We start from the raw sequence: 18,413 nt of genomic DNA on the forward strand, positions 1-18,413 counted from the left end.
AAAGGAGCGCATGAAAAGAATTCCTGTGGTCATTAGCATGTTTGTTCTCGCCTGCGGCATCCTTGCCGCCGACGAGCAGCCGGGCTTCCGCAATACCAACCTCAAGGTCGTCATTTCCGTGACTGGCGCCGACGAGTATGATCTGGACGCGATTGATTACGACGACCCGACAGTATCTGAGGGCCTGCTCGAATGCCTGAAGAGCGACGGTGCCGCCGACGGCGTCACCTTCACGGAGGCGAACGGCGAGCTACCGCATCTTCGCATTGACGTGGCGTGGTCATACGCGACACAGGGCACGGTACAGATTTCGGCAACCGCGAGTGTCTCAGGACTCGGACGGGGGCACCTTTTCGACGCGAGCAGCGGTCAAGCGCCGTTCACCGATGGTTACGATGCTACCAAGGCCCTGGCCGACGACATCTACCGATGGATTCACCAGGGCTGGACCTACGGCGGGACGCCGCAATCATCCTATGTACCTCCAAGCTACAACTACGGTAGCTCCGAACAACGGTTCGGTGTTTTCGGCGTGGGCTTCTCGCTTGGCCGGGGCGCAGGGCTATTTGCAGGCTATGCCTCTTTCCAGCCCCTTGACCTGCTCGGCATCGAGTTCGACTACGGCACGCAGCCCTGCGCCACGCCGGTCGGGCCGGGGCAGATTACCGTGTGGCCCGCCATGCTCAGCGCCAAGCTGCAGGTCTTTGGCGGCAAGCGCTCGCGGTCGAGCCAGCTCGGCTTCGAGTTGGCGGCCGACCGGGCCGACCAGGCAGGATGGGGCGCGTACGGCGCGTTCCTCATCAGGCTCAGGCCGGCCTCGGGCTTCAATGTGGACTTCAATCTCGGGATGGGTCACTTCTTCAATCAGCCGTTGGCCACTAAGATCTACGAGGAACGCCTGGAGCAGAAGCTCGGCCAGCCGATGACTGACCTCGGTCTGGGGTTCATCGGGCAGATGCCCAACTATCTCGTGGGCGGCATGGGCATCTGCCTCAGCTTCTGACCGCCCGCGCCGACGTCAGAATCAGGTTCGGTTCTACCAGAGCGCCGGCAGTCTTCGACTGGGGACTCAATCGGTGTTTATCTATGTTCGTCTATGGTTTAATATCCAGCCGGGATAGCAATGGATGGAGCAGATCCGAGAGCAGCTCGGGAAGTAATCCTCCGAGCAATCCGGAGAACAACGGTCAGAGCTACCTCGGGACCAACGCCGACGGCAACCCGCAGACTTACTCGGGCCGTAACGCTCCGACCAACCCGGAGAGGAACCCGTGGAGTAACGGGTAGACTAACCGGGAAAGTAAACCGGAGGGGAACCGGTAGACCAACCCGGCAAATTGCGGATGGATTTCCTCGGGGAATTGCGGCGCAGATAACCCTCCGGACAAAGGACGAGGTAACGGTCCGGACAACTTCGCAGACAACTCGAGGGGCAATCCCCCGGGCGAGGGAGGGGACTTTCAGGAAGGCGACCTAGTACTTGATTGTTCAAGAGGTTAGGCTGATTCCTGTGTCCGCGGGCGTGTATCCAAAGAGTAAACTTTCCAGCTGCGCGCCCGGCAAGAACGCAGAGGCGGGCATGCGCCCGCCCCTGTCTTCTGTCTACTGCCTACTGTCTACTACCTGCCGTCTACCTCTGAAGCACCAGCTTCTCGGTCGAGTGGTAGCTGCCGGCTGCGAGTCGGACGAAGTAGATGCCGTTGGCAAGGCTCCGGCCCCGGTCATCGGTGCCGCTCCACGTGATGCTGTACGCGCCGCGCTTCATGCTCGACGCACACAGCGTCCGCACCACGCGGCCGGTGAGGTCATGCACCTGCAACAGCGTCTGGCGTTGAGCGTCCAGTGTGTAGTGGATAGTCACGCTTCGGACAGCGGGAGTCGGGAATGGGGAGTAGAGATGGGTCACGAACGGGCCCTGACTTGGCGAGTACGCCTGCTCGCGCACGCCGGTCTGCAGCTCCGGCTGCCAGAAGCCGATGAGCGCCCAGTAGGATGTCCCGGTGGTCTGCCCGGCCGCAGTCTGGCCTAGGGTCGAGCCGCACTTGTAGCTCGACCCGGCCATGTCCCCGCCGCCGATGCCGTTCACGCACCAGTCGCACTTGTAGGGCTGAGCGAGAGCCAGACCACCACAGAGGGCACAGAGGAGACAGAGAATCCTGATTGTCATGTCGGCTCCTAGCGCTGCGGATTTTCCAGCGGGTGTTCTAGTGGATGCTCCGGCGGATGTTCCAGCATTTGCTTCATCTTCTCGTACTTCGCCCTGCCCGCCGCGGTGCGGAAGTCGATGCCCTGCGTCTTGCCTTCGCGTACGAGCTGGTCCATGCAGCCGGCAAGGAAGTCGTCGTCCAGCATTCTTCCGGCCAGCGGGCCGGTCTTGGGTTGCTCGACCGGCATCATCCGGCGTATCGCCTCGGCCGACACATCCTTCCGCTCGCCCGTCACCTGCCAGAAGATCTTCGTGCCCGCCTTGCCGCCGATCGTGAACTGGTTACCGACCACCTCCTGCGCCACGTAGACATCCGAGCTGCCGACTCCGGTAAGCTGGACACGCGGGTTCCGGTTGAGCGCGTCGAAGTATGCGGGCAGCGTTACGACCGCCCGTCCCGATGCGTCGAGCACCGCCTCCCCATCGTACAGGTTCCGCATCTCCGGTCCCTCGATGAAGTAGTGGTTTAGAATCGTACCGGACGGATCCACCGGGTCGTCGATGGTGAAGCTGCCGCCGGCCTTGGAGATAATGCCGACGCGAGTCTGGTTCGATGCGGTCGTGACCTCGCCGTTGAAGGCGGCGGAATTGCCATGCGCATAGGGCACCTTTGAGGAGCCGTTGGCAGTGAAAGACTCGGATGCGGCCGATGTATCGTAGTCGCCGCCCGCAACTGTGGCATACACGCCTGACGCGCTGTTGGCATACCCGCCGCTGACTGTGGCGCCGGCAGACCCCGCGGCGTTTTCGGCCCCGCCGCCTATCGAGGTGTTGACGTCTGTCGCGTGGTTGGACCGCCCGCCGCTTACCGTGGCGCATGCGTAGGACGCGACGTTGCCGTATCCGCCGACGACTGTCGCGTCGTCGTCCGACGTGGTATTGCTATCACCGCCGCCGATGGAAGACCCTGCACCGGCCGCGTAGTTGCCCGAGCCGCCCAACACCGCTGAGTGGATGCCGACCGCAGTGTTGTTCTGTCCACCGCCGACCACGGCATACCCATGGACGGCCGTGTTGTTTCCACCGCCGCTCACCGTCGAGAACGAACTCTCGGCCGTGTTGTTTCCACCTCCTCCGACCGTCGTGTGGTCGGCAAACGCCCGGTTGGCATACCCGCCGCTGACAACTACGTGCGCGTAATCCGAACCGGATACGCCCGTCGTGCAGGCCACACCGAAGTTGACGTGGCTCTGCCGGTAGGTCCCGTAGAGCATGTTGCTGGCACCACCCCGGGCGATGCCGAGCCGATGTACTGTGTAGAGCACGCTGTCCGGCGTGCCGCGCACCCACGCGCTGTCACCGCCGCCACCGCCGATGCTGTCATTCCTTGGCGCCCACGCGCTCCCGTTCCACTTAAGTACCTGATTGGAAGTCGCGCCCATCTGGTTGAGTTTGGGTGCGGTGACCGCAGCATCCTTGATGTCCGCCGTGTTCACGGTCGTGTCGCGGATGTCGGCCGAGGTAACCGCGCCGTCGAATATCATCGCACCGGTCACCGAATTCGCCTGGTTGGTCCGCACGAAGCCAGTCGTGTCCTTCCCCTGCAGCAGGTCGGAGTTGGCCGACTTGCCGGCAAGGTAGCTGTAGGCACTGCCGACCAGCCGCAGGCGCGGCGACAACTGCGTGCCGCCGGCCACAGCCATGCCGAGATAGAGGTTGCCGGAACTCGGCACGGACTCTATCGGTGCCACCGAACCCAGTAGCGTCGCAAACAACCCGCTGCGCGTGCGGACGGTCTGGGTCTCGTTCCAGAACGATGCGCCGCCGGTCGCAACGGTGTAGAGCCGGAATGTAACCTGATAGGTCGTATCACTCACCGGCGCGCCCAAGGTGTCGGTCAGCTTGCCTTGGTAGGATAGCATCTGCGGAATCGTTATCGACTCCGTTCCGAGTGTCGTAGCTTGAGACTTGTAGCTTGTGGCATGCTTCGGCGCTACCGCCGCGCCACCCGCTGCCAAAGCCACAAGGCACAACCCGGCAACGAGCAATAGTGTCATGGTCTTCATCTGGTCCTCCTAGTGCTGCGGATGTTCTAGCTGCTGCTTCATCTTCTCGTACTTCGCCCTGCCTGCGGCGGTGCGGAAATCGATGCCCTGCGCCTTGCCTTCACGCACGAGCTGGTCCATGCAGCCGGCAAGGAAGTCGTCGTCGAGCATCCGTCCGGCCAACTGACCGGTCTTGGGTTGCTCGACCGGCATCATCCGTCGTGTCGCTTCGGCCGACACGTCCTTCCGCTCGCCGGTCACCTGCCAGAATACCTTGATGCCAGCCCTGCCGCCAATAGTGAACCGGTTGCCGGACACCTCCTGCGCCACGTACACATCCGAGCTGCCCACGCCGGTAAGCTGGACCATCGGGTTGCGGTTGAGCGCATCGAAGTAGTCGGGCAGGGTGACGTCGGCGCGGCCGCTGGCATTGAGGACGACGCTGCCGCGGTAGATGTTGAGCATCTCCGGCCCTTCGATGAAGTAGTGGTTGAGTATCTTGCCCTGCGGGTCGAGCGGGTGGTCAATTGTGAACGAGCCGGACGCCTTGGACAGCACGCCGACGCGAGTCTGGTTCGAGGCCGTCGCGTACTGGCCGTTGAACGCGGCAGAGTTGGTGTAGCTGGAAGGTACGACCGATTGACTGCCGACGGCAAAGCTGTAGTCGGCGGCGGCGATGTTGTAGTAGCCGCCGCCCACGGTGGCGTGTTCGCCGCTGGCGGTGTTGGAGTAGCCACCGCCCACGGTGGCGTACCAGGCGCTGGCGGAGTTGGATTGGCCGCCGCCCACGGTGGCGTACAAGGCGCTGGCGGAGTCGTGGTCGCCGCCGCCCACGGTGGCGACGCCGCCGCTGGCGATGTTGTGGATGCCGCCGCCCACGGTGGCGTAGTTGCCGCTCACGGTGTTGTGGAGGCCGCCGCCCGCGGTGGCGTAGCCGCCGCTGGCCGTGTCATTGGAGCCGCCGTCAGCCGTCGCGTATTGTCCGCTGGCGAGGTTCTGGAGGCCACCGCCCACCGTCGCGTATTGTCCGCTGGCGGTGTTATTGTAGCCGCCACCCACCGTCGCGCAGGATTCGTTGCTGGCGGTGTTGTACACGCCGCCGCCCACCGTCGTGTAACTGCCGCTGGCGGAGTTGTCGAAGCCGCCGCCGACCACGGCAGAAAGGCCGCCGGCGGTGTTTTCAACGCCTCCGCCCAACGTCGCGTAACTGCCGCTGGCGGTGTCGCCGTATCCGCCGCCGACTGTTGCGTACATCGCCTCGGCTCTATCAGTGTAGCCGCCGCCGACCGTCGCGTATTGTCCGCTGGCGGTATTCTGGTAGCCTCCGCCGACGAACGACCACTTGCCGATGGCTTTGTTGTATCCGCCGCCCGCGACCGCCGCGCCGCTATCGCCCGCCGCGTCGCCGGCATGGTTCTGCAGACCAGCGAGCACCCCGCCGTAGTGCGCCTGCGCGGTGTCTCCCAGCCCGCCGGCAACCGTGGCATAGTTGCCGCCGGCGGTGTTGTCGTAGCCGCCGGCCACGGTGCAGTAGGAGTAGTTCTGGCTAGCCGCCCCGGTGGCGCTGGCAGTGCCGAGGTTCACGTGGGTGTACCGATTGGTGCCAATCAGCGTGTCGCCGGCTCCGCCTCGGGCAAGGCCGAGGTTGTGGACGGTCCACAGTATGCTGTCATTCGGCGAAGCCCGGCGCACCCAGGCGTTGTCGCTGGCCCCCGCGCTGTCGTTGCGCGGGGCCCAAGCAGTGCCGGTCCACTTGATGACCTGTCCGGTGGCGGCGCCGGCATGAGCCAGCTTGGCCATCGTGACGTTTGTATCGGCAATCTTGGCTGTCGTCACTGCACTCGTGGCAATTGTCGGATTGGGATAGGTTCCCGTCAGGTCACCGCCCGCACTGCCGCCCGGCGGCACGCCGCTGATGGTGACGTTGCTCGCATTCGTCAGTCTGCCCTTGGCATTGACCGTGAACTGACCGACCTCGGTCGCGCTGCCGTATGTCCCGGCCGTGACGCCGGAGTTGTTCAGCGTTGGGTTCGGGTACGTGCCGGTCAGGACACCACCCGCACTGTCGCCCACGTTGATGAACCGATTATCGCCCCAGGTCGTGTCGAAGCCGACAGTGCCTGAGTCGGTTATAGGATTCGGCGAGCAGACCACGCCGGTGGTCTGGACTACCTTCCTCATAGCCGCGCTGCCCATACTGTCATTCCTCGGTGCCCAGGCACTGCCAGTCCATTTCATCACCTGCCCGCTCGCCGCGCCCATCTGGCCGAGGTCGGCCGCCGCGATGGTGCCGTCGAGTATCTTGGCTGAGGTCACAGCACCCGTGGCGATGGTGGGGTTGGGGTACGTTCCAGTCAGGTCGCCGCCGGCAGCACCGCCCGGCGGCACGCCGGTAATGGTCACGTTAGCCGCGCCGGTCACCTGGCCTTTGTTGTTGACCGTGACCTGGGAAACCTGTGTTGCGCTGCCGTACGTACCGGCTGTGACGCCGGTGGTCGCAAGGTCAGCCGCCGCTATCGTGGCGTCGAGTATCTTCGCGGATGTAACCGTGCCCGTGGCAATCGTCGGGTTGGGATAGGTACCGGTCAAGTCCCCACCCGCTGTCTGCGCTTCGTTCACGTATCTCGTGTCTCCCCAGGTCGAGTCAAACCTCACCGTGCCCGAGTCGGTAATCGGGTTCGGTGAGCAGACTACACCCGTGGCCTGCACCACCTTCCGCACTGTTCCGCTGCCGCCGCCGCTGCCCGCGCTGTCGTTGGCCGGCGACCAGTTCGAGCCGTTCCATTTGATGACCTGCCCGGTCGCCGCACCGGTGCGCGCAAGCTTGGCCATCGTCACGGCCGTATCCTTCAGTTTGCCCGTGGTTATAGTCGTGTCCCGGATGTCGGCCGAGATCACCGTGCCATCGACTATCATCTCACCGGTAACCGAATTCGCCTGGTTGGTCCGCACGAAGCCCGTGGTGTCTTTGCCCTGCAGTGTCTTGGCGTTCGAGAGGGCGGTCGTGTCCTTGCCCTGCAATAGGTCCGCGCTGGCCGCCCGCCCGGACAGGTACGCGAATGCCGCGCTGCCAATCCGGATGCGCGGCGTCAGTTCCGCCCCGCCCGACACCGTCATCGCCAGATAGGCCGTACCGGCACTGGGCACTGAATCTAGCGGTGTCACTGACCCGAGCAGGACACTGAAGAGTCCGCTCTTGGTCGTCACGGTCTGGCTCTCGGACCAGAACGGCGAGCCGCTCGTCGGTATCGTGTATAACAGGAACATGATCGGGTAGTTCCCGTTGGCTACCGGCGCGCCCAGCGTGTCGGTCAACTTGCCCTGGTAGGAAAGCACCGGCGGAATCGTTATCGACTCCGTCCCGACCGTCGTTGCTCGGGGCTTGGGGCCTATGGTTTGCGGCTTGACGCCTGCGGCTGCCCGCGGTGGAACCACCGCGTCGCTGGCCGCGAAAGCAATAACGCTGGCGACTGCCAGTAGTAGTAGCGTGACTCGCATCGGACCTCCTGTTTCTAGGACCTCTCCGGTCTGGTGGCGACGAAAAGCAGAAAGGCGCGGGACGCGCCATGATCCCGCATGCTCTAGTAATAACGCAGACAGTCCATGTGTCAAGTTGTGTGAGTCGACCATTCGCTCCAAGTGACGGACGAAATGCAGAGGCGGGCTTTCGCCCGCCTCCGCCCTGTATGCTGTTTACTGACTACTTCTGAAGCACCACCTTCTCCGTCGCACGATAACTGCCGGCGGTGAGCCGGACGAAGTAGATGCCGTTGGCAAGGCTCCGGCCACGGTCGTCGGTGCCGCTCCACATCACGCTGTACGCTCCGCGCTTCATGCTCGATGCACATAGCGTTCGCACCACGCGGCCGGTCAGGTCATGCACCTGCAACAGCGTCTGGCGTTGAGCGTCAAGCGTATAGTGGATAGTGACGCTGCGGACAGCGGGAGTCGGGAATGGGGAGTAGAGATGCGTCTTTAACGGTCCCTGGCCCGGCGAGTACGCCTGCTCGCGCACTCCGGTCGCGAGCTCGGGCTGCCAGTACCCGATGAGCGCCCAGTAACTGGAACCGGTCAGTTGCCCGGCTGCAGTCTGACCTACAGTGGAGCCGCACTTGTAGCTCGTCCCGGCCATGTCCCCGCCGCCGATGCCGTTCACGCACCAGTCGCACTTGTATGTCTGGGCAAGGGACAGCGACAAACCACCAAGGATGCAAAGAATGCCAAGTGCCAGACCGACTGTCTTGTTCATGGTCGTCTCCTCGTTAGCAGGCCTCGGCTACTTCCGGCCCGGCACCGGCTGGGGCGGCTGAGTCGCAGTCGCGCTGTGGACCTCCGCCGGTCGTGGCTGAGTCACAGTCGCAGTCGCAGTCTTGCCTTCCACAGTGGCTGGTTTCTCGCCCGCTACGGTCGGCTGCGGCCCGGGCGCTTCCGGCAGACGCACGTTCTCGTTTCCCTTCCACTTGGCCAGCACGCGCCATGAGAAATGGGCATTGCTCGTCCCGCCCTGCAGTTCGCGCACCTCGAACCCAGTCAGGTCCTTGTGCACATAGACGCCTTTGCAGTCGTCCTCAAGCTGGACAAAGACCTTGAGCGGGTGCTCGGCGTTCACCGTGACGCAGTCGGAGAAGAGCTTCTCCAAGTTGACGCGGCATTGACCGTTGGCCAGTTGCCCTTCGCCGCAGTCCTCGAAGTAGGCCTCGGGCATCTCGGGTGCGAACAGCGTCTTCTTGCCCTCGCGCGTGCCCATTATCGTGCTGACCGTGCCGCCGCCGACGATCTTGTAGTTGGTGCCGTTGTAGTAAGCGACGTACGCGTAGGAGCCATAGGCGTTCGAGAAGTAGCCACCACACCCACCTGACCCGGTGTTGGTCGCGTGGCCGTACACACCGAAGTTGGTCCCGGTACCCGCGACTCCGCTGCCGCCGCTGAGGGTGGAATTGGTGGCGTTGTTGCCGACGCCCGCCATCCCCGTGCCGTTCGCGTTGGTGTTGATGCCGTATGAGCCGAGCCCGCTACCGCTGGCGACTTCTCCGTAGAGTCCGTAGACGGCACCGCTCGTGTTCGTGGCCGTGCCGTACCCTCCGCAAGTCGTGCCAGCGAAGGCGCCGCCGCTGCCATCGGTGTAGGTGTAGAGCCCTGTGTTGTCGTTGCCGTTGCCAACTATCCCGGTGCCGGTGGCCCCGCGGGCCAGAACGTAGGCGCCGACACCCTGCCCATTGAAGGCACTGCCGCAACCGCTCGAGGGGATGGTCATGGAGGTTCCGCCCCCAACCGCCATGATGCCGACGCCGTTGGCGTGAGGGTTGACGGCGCGCACGGGGAAGTGCCACGTGGTACCGGCGATGCTGTCCGTCGTATAGACGCCGTCGGTCTTGGTTCCGCCAACGGCACGGACGGCAGGATAGAGGGATGTATCACTCGACCCATAGACGCCGCTCGCGTACGTACCGCCATCACCGTAGATGGCATGGGAGCCGGCCGTAGTCGCCACGCCGTGGCACTGGCCATTGACCGCGACGTCCCCGTTGAAGTACCCGGCGTAGTTTGCACTGCCGCCGCTGGCGGTTCCGAAGATGCCGTAGTTGGTGCCGGTCCCGGCCGCGCTGCCGCACACGCCGTACTTCATGCCGCTCCCGGTCGCGTAGCCGTTCACGGCGCAGTTTGTGCCGCTCCCGCCTTCGACGTCGCCGTTGACGCCTAAGTAGCTGCTGCTGCCGGTCGGCGTGACAACGCCTTCAACGCCTTTGAACCCTCCAACTCCTTTGACGCCGACGCCCCAGTAATCGGTCACGGCGTGAGTGCCGATGAGACCCGGCGCGTCGTTGGTCGTCTGGGTGTTGGTGACGCTGAAGGTATTTGATGAGGTGGCGACGCTGCCGCTGTAGGGCAGGTGAATGGTCGGGTTCGGGTACGTCCCGGTCAGGTCGCCGCCGGCAGCGCCGCTTGGCGGCACGCCGCTGATGACCACGCTGCTCGCGCTTGTGACTCGTCCTTTGGCGTCCACCGTGACCTTACCTACGTGCGACGAGTCGCCGTAGGTCCCGGCGGTGACGCCCGAGGCGACAAGCGTTGGGCTGGGATAAGTCCCGGTCAGGTCGCCGCCCGCTGCCTGCGCTTCGTTCACGTAGCGCGCATCACCCCAGGTGGAGTCATACCTCACTGTGCCGGAGTCGGTTATCGGGTTCGGTGAGCAGACTACACCCGTGGCCTGCACCACCTTCCTCACTGTTCCGCTGCCGCCGCCGCTGCCTACGCTGTCATTGCGCGGCGCCCAGGCACTACCGGTCCATTTCATCACCTGTCCCGTGGATGCTCCCATCTGCCCGAGGTCGGCCGCCGCAATCGTGCCGTCCACTATCATGGCTGATGTGACGGAGTTCGCCTGTCCGGTCCGCACAAACCCGGTCGTGTCCTTACCCTGAAGTGTCTTGGCGCTCCAGAGGGCGGTCGTATCTTTACCCTGCAATAGATCCGCGCTGGCCGCCCGGCCGGACAGGTACGCGAACGCCGCGCTGCCAATCCGGATGCGCGGGGTCAGTTCCGCCCCGCCTGACACCGTCATCGCCAGATAGGCCGTGCCGGCACTCGGCACTGAATCTAGCGGCGTCACTGACCCGAGCAGTACGCTGAAGAGCCCGCTCTTAGTCGTCACGGTCTGGCTCTCGCTCCAGAACGACGAACCACCCGAGGGCACGGTGTACAACAGGAACATGACCGGGTAATTGCCGTTGGGCACCGGCGTACCCAGCGTGTCGGTCAGCTTGCCCTGGTACGACAGCACCGGCGGAATGGTGATCGCCTCGACTCCGGAGCTTGGTGCTTGGAGCTTGAGGCCTGGGGCTTGCGGTTTGATGCTTGCGGCCTGCTTGGGCGCTACCGCCGCGCCGCTTGCGGCCCATGCGCATAGACACAGGGTCGCAATGGTGAGTACTACGGTCCTGGCATTCACTTTTCCTCCTTGCTGGACATCACAGTCCGGCTGGGGTCGGCGTTACCTGATTCGAGCCCTGTCGGCGGGCGTCTCTTGCACCCGCTGGCACTACCTTATAGCGCAAGGGACTTGACTGTCAAGCCAAACCTGCAGGCGGAGTAGTCGGCTTGGACTCACGCTCGTGTAGGATGTCCGGGGCATGCCGCTCAACTGTGCCGCCCGTCAATCGGCAGCGTCTGGTCGTCAGCCATGCCGCCGTTGACGAACAGGAGAACAGGGATGACGGTCTCCAGCCGGTGAGTCAGAGCCTGCAGCCAACGGCCGGTTGCTGTCGCCGTCTTGACCATGCTGTCAAGTCGTCCTATGATTGGCCATGAAGCCGGCTCAGTATTGGAAGCAAGATGAGAAGATGGCAGGACGGGTCGTGTGCCGTCTCTGCCCGCATGAGTGCGTGATCGCTGAGGGCAAGGCGGGGCGTTGCCTCGGCCGGAAGAACGTCGGCGGGCAGCTCGTGGCCGCGGGCTACGGCGAGATTGTCTCGATAGCCGTCGACCCGATTGAGAAGAAGCCACTCTACCATTTCCTGCCCGGAAGCGAAATCCTGTCGGTGGCAACCTACGGGTGCAATCTCCGCTGCCCGTTCTGCCAGAACGCGGAGATATCGCAGCAGGCAGCGCCGTCGCGGCATGTCGAGCCGGACGAGCTGCTGGCGCTCGCGAAGCGCCAAGGCACGCCTTCCATCGCCTACACCTATAACGAGCCCTGCATCTGGTTCGAGTACCTGATGGACGCAGGGAAGCTCATGCATGGCGCCGGAATCAGGAACGTGCTCGTGACCAACGGGATGCTCAATCCTGAGCCGCTGTCCGAATTGCTGCCGCTCGTCGCGGCGATGAACATCGACCTGAAGTCAATCCGGCCTGAGTTTTACCGCGACTATGTCCAGGGTGATATGGACACCGTGCTCAACACCATTCGGACTGCAGCCGGGGCCTGTCACGTCGAGTTGACCAACCTGCTGATACCCGGAAGGAATGATTCGCGTCAGGAAGTCGCCGAGCTTGTGGACTTCGTTGCGAGCCTTGGACGTCAAACCGTGCTCCACTTCTCGCGGTATTTCCCGCGGCACCGGGAAACCGAGCCGGCGACACCGACCGAGAAACTTGAGGAGGCAGCGGCAGTCGCGCGCAAGAAGCTGGATTACGTGTATCTCGGCAACATGGCCACACGACCGGAGGACCGGGACACGCTCTGTCCGCAGTGTCGGAATCGGTTGGTCGAGCGGAGCGGCTATGCCGGGCTCGTCATCGGCATCAGTAATGGGAAGTGCGCGAACTGCGGACGGCCTGCGGACTTCGTGCTAGCCTGAAGCATAAATCGCCACGTCCCAGTAGCCGCCTGGTCAGGAGTTGACGATTGGCGAAGTACAAAGGACCAAGTACTAAGGACAAAGCAAAGCCGAAACGGGAAAGTCCGAAACCTGACTTGTACTTGGGCCTTTCCCGTCTTGCTTAGTCCTTTGTCCTTGGGACTTAACACTTGAGCTCATCTGGTGGTGGCTGCCCACGGATTCGCGGTGCCGGGCTATTCTTGATTGCTGCCTCACAGCCGTTATCATTCGCACCATGGCACTGAACAGCCGGCCGTTGCACGCGGGAGGGCGGTCGGTCGGGCTGCTGGTGCTCGCGGTAGTTGTCGCCGGCATCGTGGGCAGTGTGGTTTCGTATTTCATGGCCGGGGTCTTTCCGCATGGGCCGGTCCGGGATTTCTTCTTCAAGTCTCTCTCTATCGGCATCCCCACTTTCACAGTGAACCTGGGGTTTGCCGCTTTCACTTTCGGGCTATCGTTTGCCGTGACGACGGTCGCGGTGCTGCTCGTCGCTCTCGCGGTCTATCTGTGGTACAAGTTTTAGCCGAGAGAGGATTGCACAGAGCGGAGTGAGCAGCTAGGCTTCGGGATTCAGAGAAAGGACCGGGGCGGGCAATTGCCCGCCCCGGTATCTTGTTTCGGGCGGCTACTGCTGGATGACGAGTTTCTGAGTCAGGCGCGTGGCGCCGCTCTCGAGTTTGACGAAGTAGATGCCCGCGGGCACCCGCCTGCCGTTCGCGGCCAGCCCGCTCCAATGCGTCACATACGGGCCACGCGTCCGGCCGGCGTCACAGAGTTGGGTGACGACCTTTCCGGCTGCGTCGTAGACGCGGATGCGAGTGGGTGCGGCGCTGGTGATGTTGTAGCTGATATTCACGCCGACGTGCGTCGGGTTCGGGTAGGCAGTCAGCCAGGGCCGGGACAGGTCGAACGTGTTCTCGGCCTCAACGCCTTCGCGCTTGGGCTGGTAGTCGGCGAGTGTCGGCACGGTATCGGCGCTGGGTTGATACTCCCAGAACTCGTAGGTATTGGAACCCTTCAGGCAGAAGATGACCGAATCGTCCGAGGCCATCGCCGTCCCGCCATTGACTTTGACATGGCGGCTGACCGCGAACGGGATATCGGAGTTCCGCAGCCAGACCTTCCGCGTGAAGTTGTAGTGCCAGAACTGCTGGGTGTTGCCGCCCTTCAGCGCATACAGATTGTTGCCGTTGGCCACGAGCGAGCCGCCGGCCTTGACGGGGCGCAAACCGGTTCCGTAGAAGGAGTTCTGGTCGAGAGTCTCGGTCCACGCGTTGGCCGTGTAGGAGAAGCCGTAGGCTTCAACCGTGCCCGAACCTTTCAGCGCGAAGATCATGTTGTTAAGGTAGGCGAGGTCGGAACCGTAGTTGCACCGTTTGCCGAACGGGCCGGGCGGTATGTCCAGCGGTACGGGCTGCCAGTACGGTGTGCCCTGGCTCTGGACGTACACCGAGTCGTGGGGGTAGAACCACGAGTCCTTGGCGATGTCGTAGCGCCAGAAGTAGTTCGTGCGATTACCCGGGATGGCGTAGACCGAGCCTTTGGAACCTGACCCGCCTACGTACACGATCGACGCGCCTTTCTTCGGGGGCCGATACTCGTGGCCAGCCGCGAATGCGGTCACCAGCGCGGGTCGCTTGGCGACCCAGCTATCCGCGGCGATGTCGAAGTAGTAGAAGTCTGCTACGCCGTTGCCCTTGAACGCCCAGATGCGGCCCAACCCGGGGCTGCCCACCGGGAAGTTCGGGTCAAAGGTCAGATGAGCGCCGTCGCGCGGCTTCTTGCCCGAGGGCGCGGTCGGCATCGGTGCGAGCGTGTCCCAGGAGTCACCGGTAACGTCGTACTCCCAGAAGTCGGTCGTGTTACTGCCCTTCAGCGCGTAGAACTTGTTGGTAGTGGGCGCGTAGCAGAGTGCACCGCTTTGGACCCTGCGTCGGTGGTATGAAGGCGGAATGCCGGCCCTGCTTGCCCACGGGGAAGCGGTCATCATTTCGTAGATGGCGTCGTTGGCCCCGTTGACGTCGCCGGCGATGTGGACCGAGCAGCATACGGGGTACGTGCCGAGCGCCAGCGTGCAGGGACGGAAGGTCACGATGGCGCTGTCGCCCGCTATCAACACGGGAGACAGCGTATCACTGGCGTAGCTGCCGATGGTCATGAACGCCCGGATCGAACCCGGGACCGTGCCGTAGTTCTGGATCTTTGCCTTCGGTGTAATCACGCCCGGGAAATCGGAGCTGGCCGGTCGGATGATCGCCAGCGCTGCGGCGTCGGGCCTTTCCGGGAAGAACGAGATGGCGCGGCCCGCGCTCAGACGGTTGGCAATGCCGTTCACTGCCGTCGACATCGGCGGCACTCCGTACAGGTAGCAAAGCCCGTCGGTACCACCCTGGTTCTCAAGCCCGACGCAGGCATGCCGGCCGTTGTCGTAGGTTACGTTGCCGGTGGTGACGGCCTTATACTGACAGGTGACGACACCGTTCTCACGGAAGATGAGTTCGAAGGTGAGGCCCTTGGACGTGTCGGTCGGTATCCGATTTACGTCCTGGAACACGACCACCATGTACCGGTTGGGTGTTGTTCCGAACCAACGGTAGCGGATGGAGCCGTGGCCCCAAGGCGAGCCGACCGCGAGATTATCCCAGTAAGCATAGATACAGCGGTTGGGCGCGCTGGGTGTAGGTATCTTGGCCGGGAAGGAGTCCATGTCACTGCCCGGGTCCGCCGACAATCCCAGTCCGACCCATCCGTTGGACGATACGTACACGTAGTTGTAAAGGCTGTCGTAGAACGGGAAGTTCATCCCCGGCTCGAACGGTATCGTGAGGGGGTTGTTATCACCGATTACGTATTTCGCCGACATGCCGTTCGTATCAATCCAGGCGTACGTCGGCCCGCCGAGGGTATCGGAGTCAATCCAGCGGTAGTGCAGCGGACTGACACCGGTGAAGGCACCCTTGAGCACGTCCACCGAGAATCGTTTGTCGTCATTCTGTGGCACCGGGTCCGGACCGCCGCTGACCAGCGTCCTTACGATGACCGAGCACCGTTCAGTCTGGGTCGGAAGCCAGGTCGGGAATGTCACGAGCGTGTCCTGGCCTGCTGCGAGCGAGGCGAGCGTCTCGGCCTGCGCGTAGTATGGTCCGCCAACCGTGCCGACGATGCTGCATCTGACGGCAACCGGCGACACTGTCGTCGATCCGAAGTTCTCAATCCTCGCCTTGGGCGTCATCGGCAGGTTGTACGGGCGCCCGACCCAGTCGTACAGCGGCTGGTCAACGTAGAGAGTCCTGAGGTCGACCGGCGCCGGGGTGACGGTCCCCATGTTGACGACGGCGCGTATCATGAAGTCGGCGAAGATCAGGGTCGGCGTGAAAATGCCGTTGTGGTCTTCCCAGTGAGTGGTAAGCGGGTTGGGGCCATCGTTGTCGCAGCCAAGCTGCGGGCAATCGCCATCTTCTCCAACCTGCAGGTAGAAGACGTAGAACTTGCCGGTCGGCATCACCAGCTGATTGCCGGCGCTGCCCAGGTAGATCGAGTTCCACGCGGTGGTGGAAGGCGGCGCATACTGGACCGGCGTCTTGTAAAAGAGCTTGCCGGGCTTCCCGCTGCCGTCATCAAGGAAGATGGCAAGCTGGTAACCGCAGCTGGCTGCGGTACCCGGCGTATGAAGGTACACTTCCAGCGATTCGATGTAGACCGGGGAAGTATCGGCGTCGAATTCCATGCCGTAGCCGTAGTGGCCGAGGGTGAAGTTCGTGAAGAAGAGATTGTTGCCGTTGTCGTAGCTCACTGTTCTCAGCAAACTCCCATCAAAGAAGCGCGAGAGCGTGTCGTTGCTGCGTACCTGGTCTGAGTCGGCGCGAGACCAGAACTTGATGAAGTACTGGCCCAGCGGCAGGTTGTAGCCGGGAGAGAATGTCACATTTGTCGCGACCCCCGGTGCCAGGCTGGCAATCGTGCTCGTCCAACTCCTCAAGCCGACCATCGCGCTCGTGTAGAGGCTGCAATTAACCGGCACGTTTGTCTGGGTGTTGCTGCCGTTGTTGATGAAGGATGCGGTCGGCAAGAAGTTCCCGGGTGGGACCCTGCTGGTTGGGTAGACGATTGACTGGCAAGCGACGTCCCATCTCACTGTCGACTCGCCGGAGACGACGATGTCGTCGACAAACCACCCTTGAATGAAATTGAGATCGCCGTTGAACACCCAGGCGATCTTCACGTTGGCTTTCCCGGCAGCCTGGTCAAGGGACAGAGTCTCGGCTATCGCCGAATCCGGAGGGTTGGGGTGGTTCGTGTAGTAGTCGTGCAGCGTGAACGGCCAGGTCGCGCCGCCGTCGGTCGAATAGACAAGCTTGGCGGAGTAGGAGTTGGGCGACCAGTAGTAGAAGAGCGTGCTGCAGGCAAGTGTTACCACGTGGTATGCGGAGCAGTTGATGGTCGGCGAGATGAGCGAATCAGGCGTCGCGTCCGCGCCCAAGTCCGACTGGATGGCAGCGAACGGCGACGGGTGGCTGTCCCACGGCGTGGCGTGGGCGGTGTCCCGATGCCAGTCATCCGGGCCGATGCCGGGTCCGGTGTGGAATATCCGCCATCCTGCCGGTGGTGAGCCCGTGCTCCAAGCGCCATCGAAATTCTGTGTAAGCAGGGTAGTAGTACCGAAGGATGCGGCGACCAGCACGGTCACTGCAATGACCAATCTACGCATGACTACCTCCTATCGACATTTAGTAATCGTTACCACGAAGACCGCATTTGTGCAATGCAGTCGTATTTGGCTACCGTATGTATGGTTACGCGTCTGTCCTCGCCCGGTTGGGCAGTCGCCCATCACGAGCAATTAGATTATAGAACTTCGCTCCAGCCTGTCAATCAGCAATTGGCCGGCCGCGACATGCCGGCACGGAGCACCGGCATCAGTTTGTTGACTTGGCCGGGCAATTCCCTTAAATTAGGTCAGAGGCTGTCCGCAATCTGGAGTTTTCAGCCGGAGGGCTAGCCTAATTGGTAAGGCAGCAGACTTGAAATCTGCCGACTCAGCGATGGGTCTTGCGGGTTCGAATCCTGCGCCCTCCGCTGCTGCGGAGTGCGGGCGCGGCAGTTCCGCGCCGGGCCGGATGAACCGGCCCCGGATTCGCCGTCAGACGGTGCGCCTCCTGCGCCCTCCGCAAGCGGAATAGGGCCAATGGGCCCTATAGGACCTATACCGAGCCGGAGAGGTGGCCGAGCGGCCTAAGGCGATCGCTTGCTAAGCGGTTGTACGGGTAATACTGTACCGTGGGTTCGAATCCCACCCTCTCCGCTTTTGTTGTCCGACTGACCGTTTGCCGCTAGTGTAATCCCGATGAACGAAGTCAGAGTCCGGATAGCGCCGTCGCCGACCGGCGCGCTCCATCTCGGGCTGGTGCGCACGGCCCTGTATAACTGGCTGTTCGCCCGCCAGCAGGGCGGACGCTTCATCCTCAGAATCGATGACACTGACGCTCAGCGCAACATGGCCGAAGTACTGCAACCGATCATTGACGGGCTTCGGTGGCTCGGAATTGACTGGGACGAGGGGCCGGGAATCGACGGCCCCAATGCTCCGTACTTCCAGTCGCAACGGGTAGCGGGCCACAAAGCCGCCGTGACTCGCCTGCTGGAGTCGGGGCACGCCTACTACGACTATGCGACAACCGATGAGATCGCGGCCGAGCGGCAGACGGCAGTCGCGAACAAAGAAGGTGTGTTCCGTTACAGCCGGCGTTGGATGGCCGAGGCAGATGCCGACCGCGCCCGGTTTGAGGCCGAGGGACGGAAACCGGTTGTCCGGCTCAAGATGCCGACCGAAGGCAGACTCGTCATCGATGACATCGTACGCGGACAGGTTGAGTTCGAGTGGCGGCGCGAGCAGGACCACGT

At 63.0% G+C, this 18,413-nt stretch carries 11 protein-coding genes and 2 tRNA genes; 6 read left to right on the forward strand and 7 right to left on the reverse strand.

Annotated elements, in window-relative coordinates; translation table 11 throughout:
• The first annotated feature begins 10 nt into the window (after window positions 1–10).
• Window positions 11–1,003 (forward strand): hypothetical protein, encoded by a 993-nt coding sequence (locus VMH22_14935; GenBank protein ID HTW92985.1) that lies wholly within the window; start codon window positions 11–13, stop codon window positions 1,001–1,003.
• A gap of 627 nt (window positions 1,004–1,630) precedes the next feature.
• Here VMH22_14935 and VMH22_14940 read toward each other — a convergent pair.
• The 6 genes from VMH22_14940 to VMH22_14965 all read right to left on the reverse strand — a co-directional run bounded on the left by VMH22_14940 (window position 1,631) and on the right by VMH22_14965 (window position 11,469).
• Window positions 1,631–2,167, reverse strand: coding sequence for a FlgD immunoglobulin-like domain containing protein (locus VMH22_14940; GenBank protein ID HTW92986.1), 537 nt, complete (start codon window positions 2,165–2,167; stop codon window positions 1,631–1,633).
• A gap of 8 nt (window positions 2,168–2,175) precedes the next feature.
• The gene (locus VMH22_14945; protein HTW92987.1) at window positions 2,176–4,212 is read right to left on the reverse strand and encodes a hypothetical protein; all 2,037 of its coding nucleotides are present in this window, start codon (window positions 4,210–4,212) and stop codon (window positions 2,176–2,178) included.
• Window positions 4,213–4,221: 9 nt separating this feature from the next.
• On the reverse strand, window positions 4,222–7,689 hold the full coding sequence (locus tag VMH22_14950) for a hypothetical protein (GenBank protein HTW92988.1): 3,468 nt from the start codon (window positions 7,687–7,689) through the stop codon (window positions 4,222–4,224).
• A gap of 202 nt (window positions 7,690–7,891) precedes the next feature.
• Window positions 7,892–8,440, reverse strand: a complete 549-nt coding sequence (locus tag VMH22_14955) for a FlgD immunoglobulin-like domain containing protein (protein HTW92989.1) — start codon at window positions 8,438–8,440, stop codon at window positions 7,892–7,894.
• A 27-nt stretch (window positions 8,441–8,467) separates the two neighbouring features.
• Entirely contained in the window at window positions 8,468–11,140 is a 2,673-nt protein-coding gene (locus VMH22_14960; protein ID HTW92990.1) for a hypothetical protein, read from the reverse strand.
• A 188-nt stretch (window positions 11,141–11,328) separates the two neighbouring features.
• The gene (locus VMH22_14965; GenBank protein ID HTW92991.1) at window positions 11,329–11,469 is read right to left on the reverse strand and encodes a hypothetical protein; all 141 of its coding nucleotides are present in this window, start codon (window positions 11,467–11,469) and stop codon (window positions 11,329–11,331) included.
• 26 nt (window positions 11,470–11,495) lie between these two features.
• Here VMH22_14965 and amrS point away from each other — a divergent pair, with 26 nt between their 5' ends.
• Window positions 11,496–12,491, forward strand: coding sequence for an AmmeMemoRadiSam system radical SAM enzyme (gene amrS, locus VMH22_14970; GenBank protein ID HTW92992.1), 996 nt, complete (start codon window positions 11,496–11,498; stop codon window positions 12,489–12,491).
• Between the two features lie 256 nt (window positions 12,492–12,747).
• Window positions 12,748–13,035: a DUF4321 domain-containing protein gene (locus tag VMH22_14975; GenBank protein ID HTW92993.1), complete on the forward strand. Its 288-nt coding sequence runs from the start codon at window positions 12,748–12,750 to the stop codon at window positions 13,033–13,035.
• Between the two features lie 102 nt (window positions 13,036–13,137).
• On the opposite strand, the gene VMH22_14980 is transcribed toward VMH22_14975, so the two are convergent.
• Window positions 13,138–17,220 carry a T9SS type A sorting domain-containing protein gene (locus VMH22_14980; protein HTW92994.1) on the reverse strand — a complete coding sequence of 1,361 codons (4,083 nt, stop codon included), beginning with the start codon at window positions 17,218–17,220 and terminating at the stop codon, window positions 13,138–13,140.
• Between the two features lie 281 nt (window positions 17,221–17,501).
• On the opposite strand from VMH22_14980, the gene VMH22_14985 reads away from it, so the two are divergent.
• The 3 genes from VMH22_14985 to VMH22_14995 all read left to right on the forward strand — a co-directional run.
• Window positions 17,502–17,588, forward strand: a tRNA-Ser gene (locus VMH22_14985).
• 137 nt (window positions 17,589–17,725) lie between these two features.
• A tRNA-Ser gene (locus VMH22_14990) sits at window positions 17,726–17,814 on the forward strand.
• Window positions 17,815–17,856: 42 nt separating this feature from the next.
• On the forward strand, window positions 17,857–18,413 hold a 557-nt coding region (locus VMH22_14995; protein HTW92995.1), incomplete at its 3' end, for a glutamate--tRNA ligase family protein.

The organism is bacterium, assembly GCA_035505375.1.
In the GTDB taxonomy this organism is placed as follows: Bacteria; Hydrothermota; Tepidihabitantia; order Tepidihabitantales; family Tepidihabitantaceae; genus UBA2258.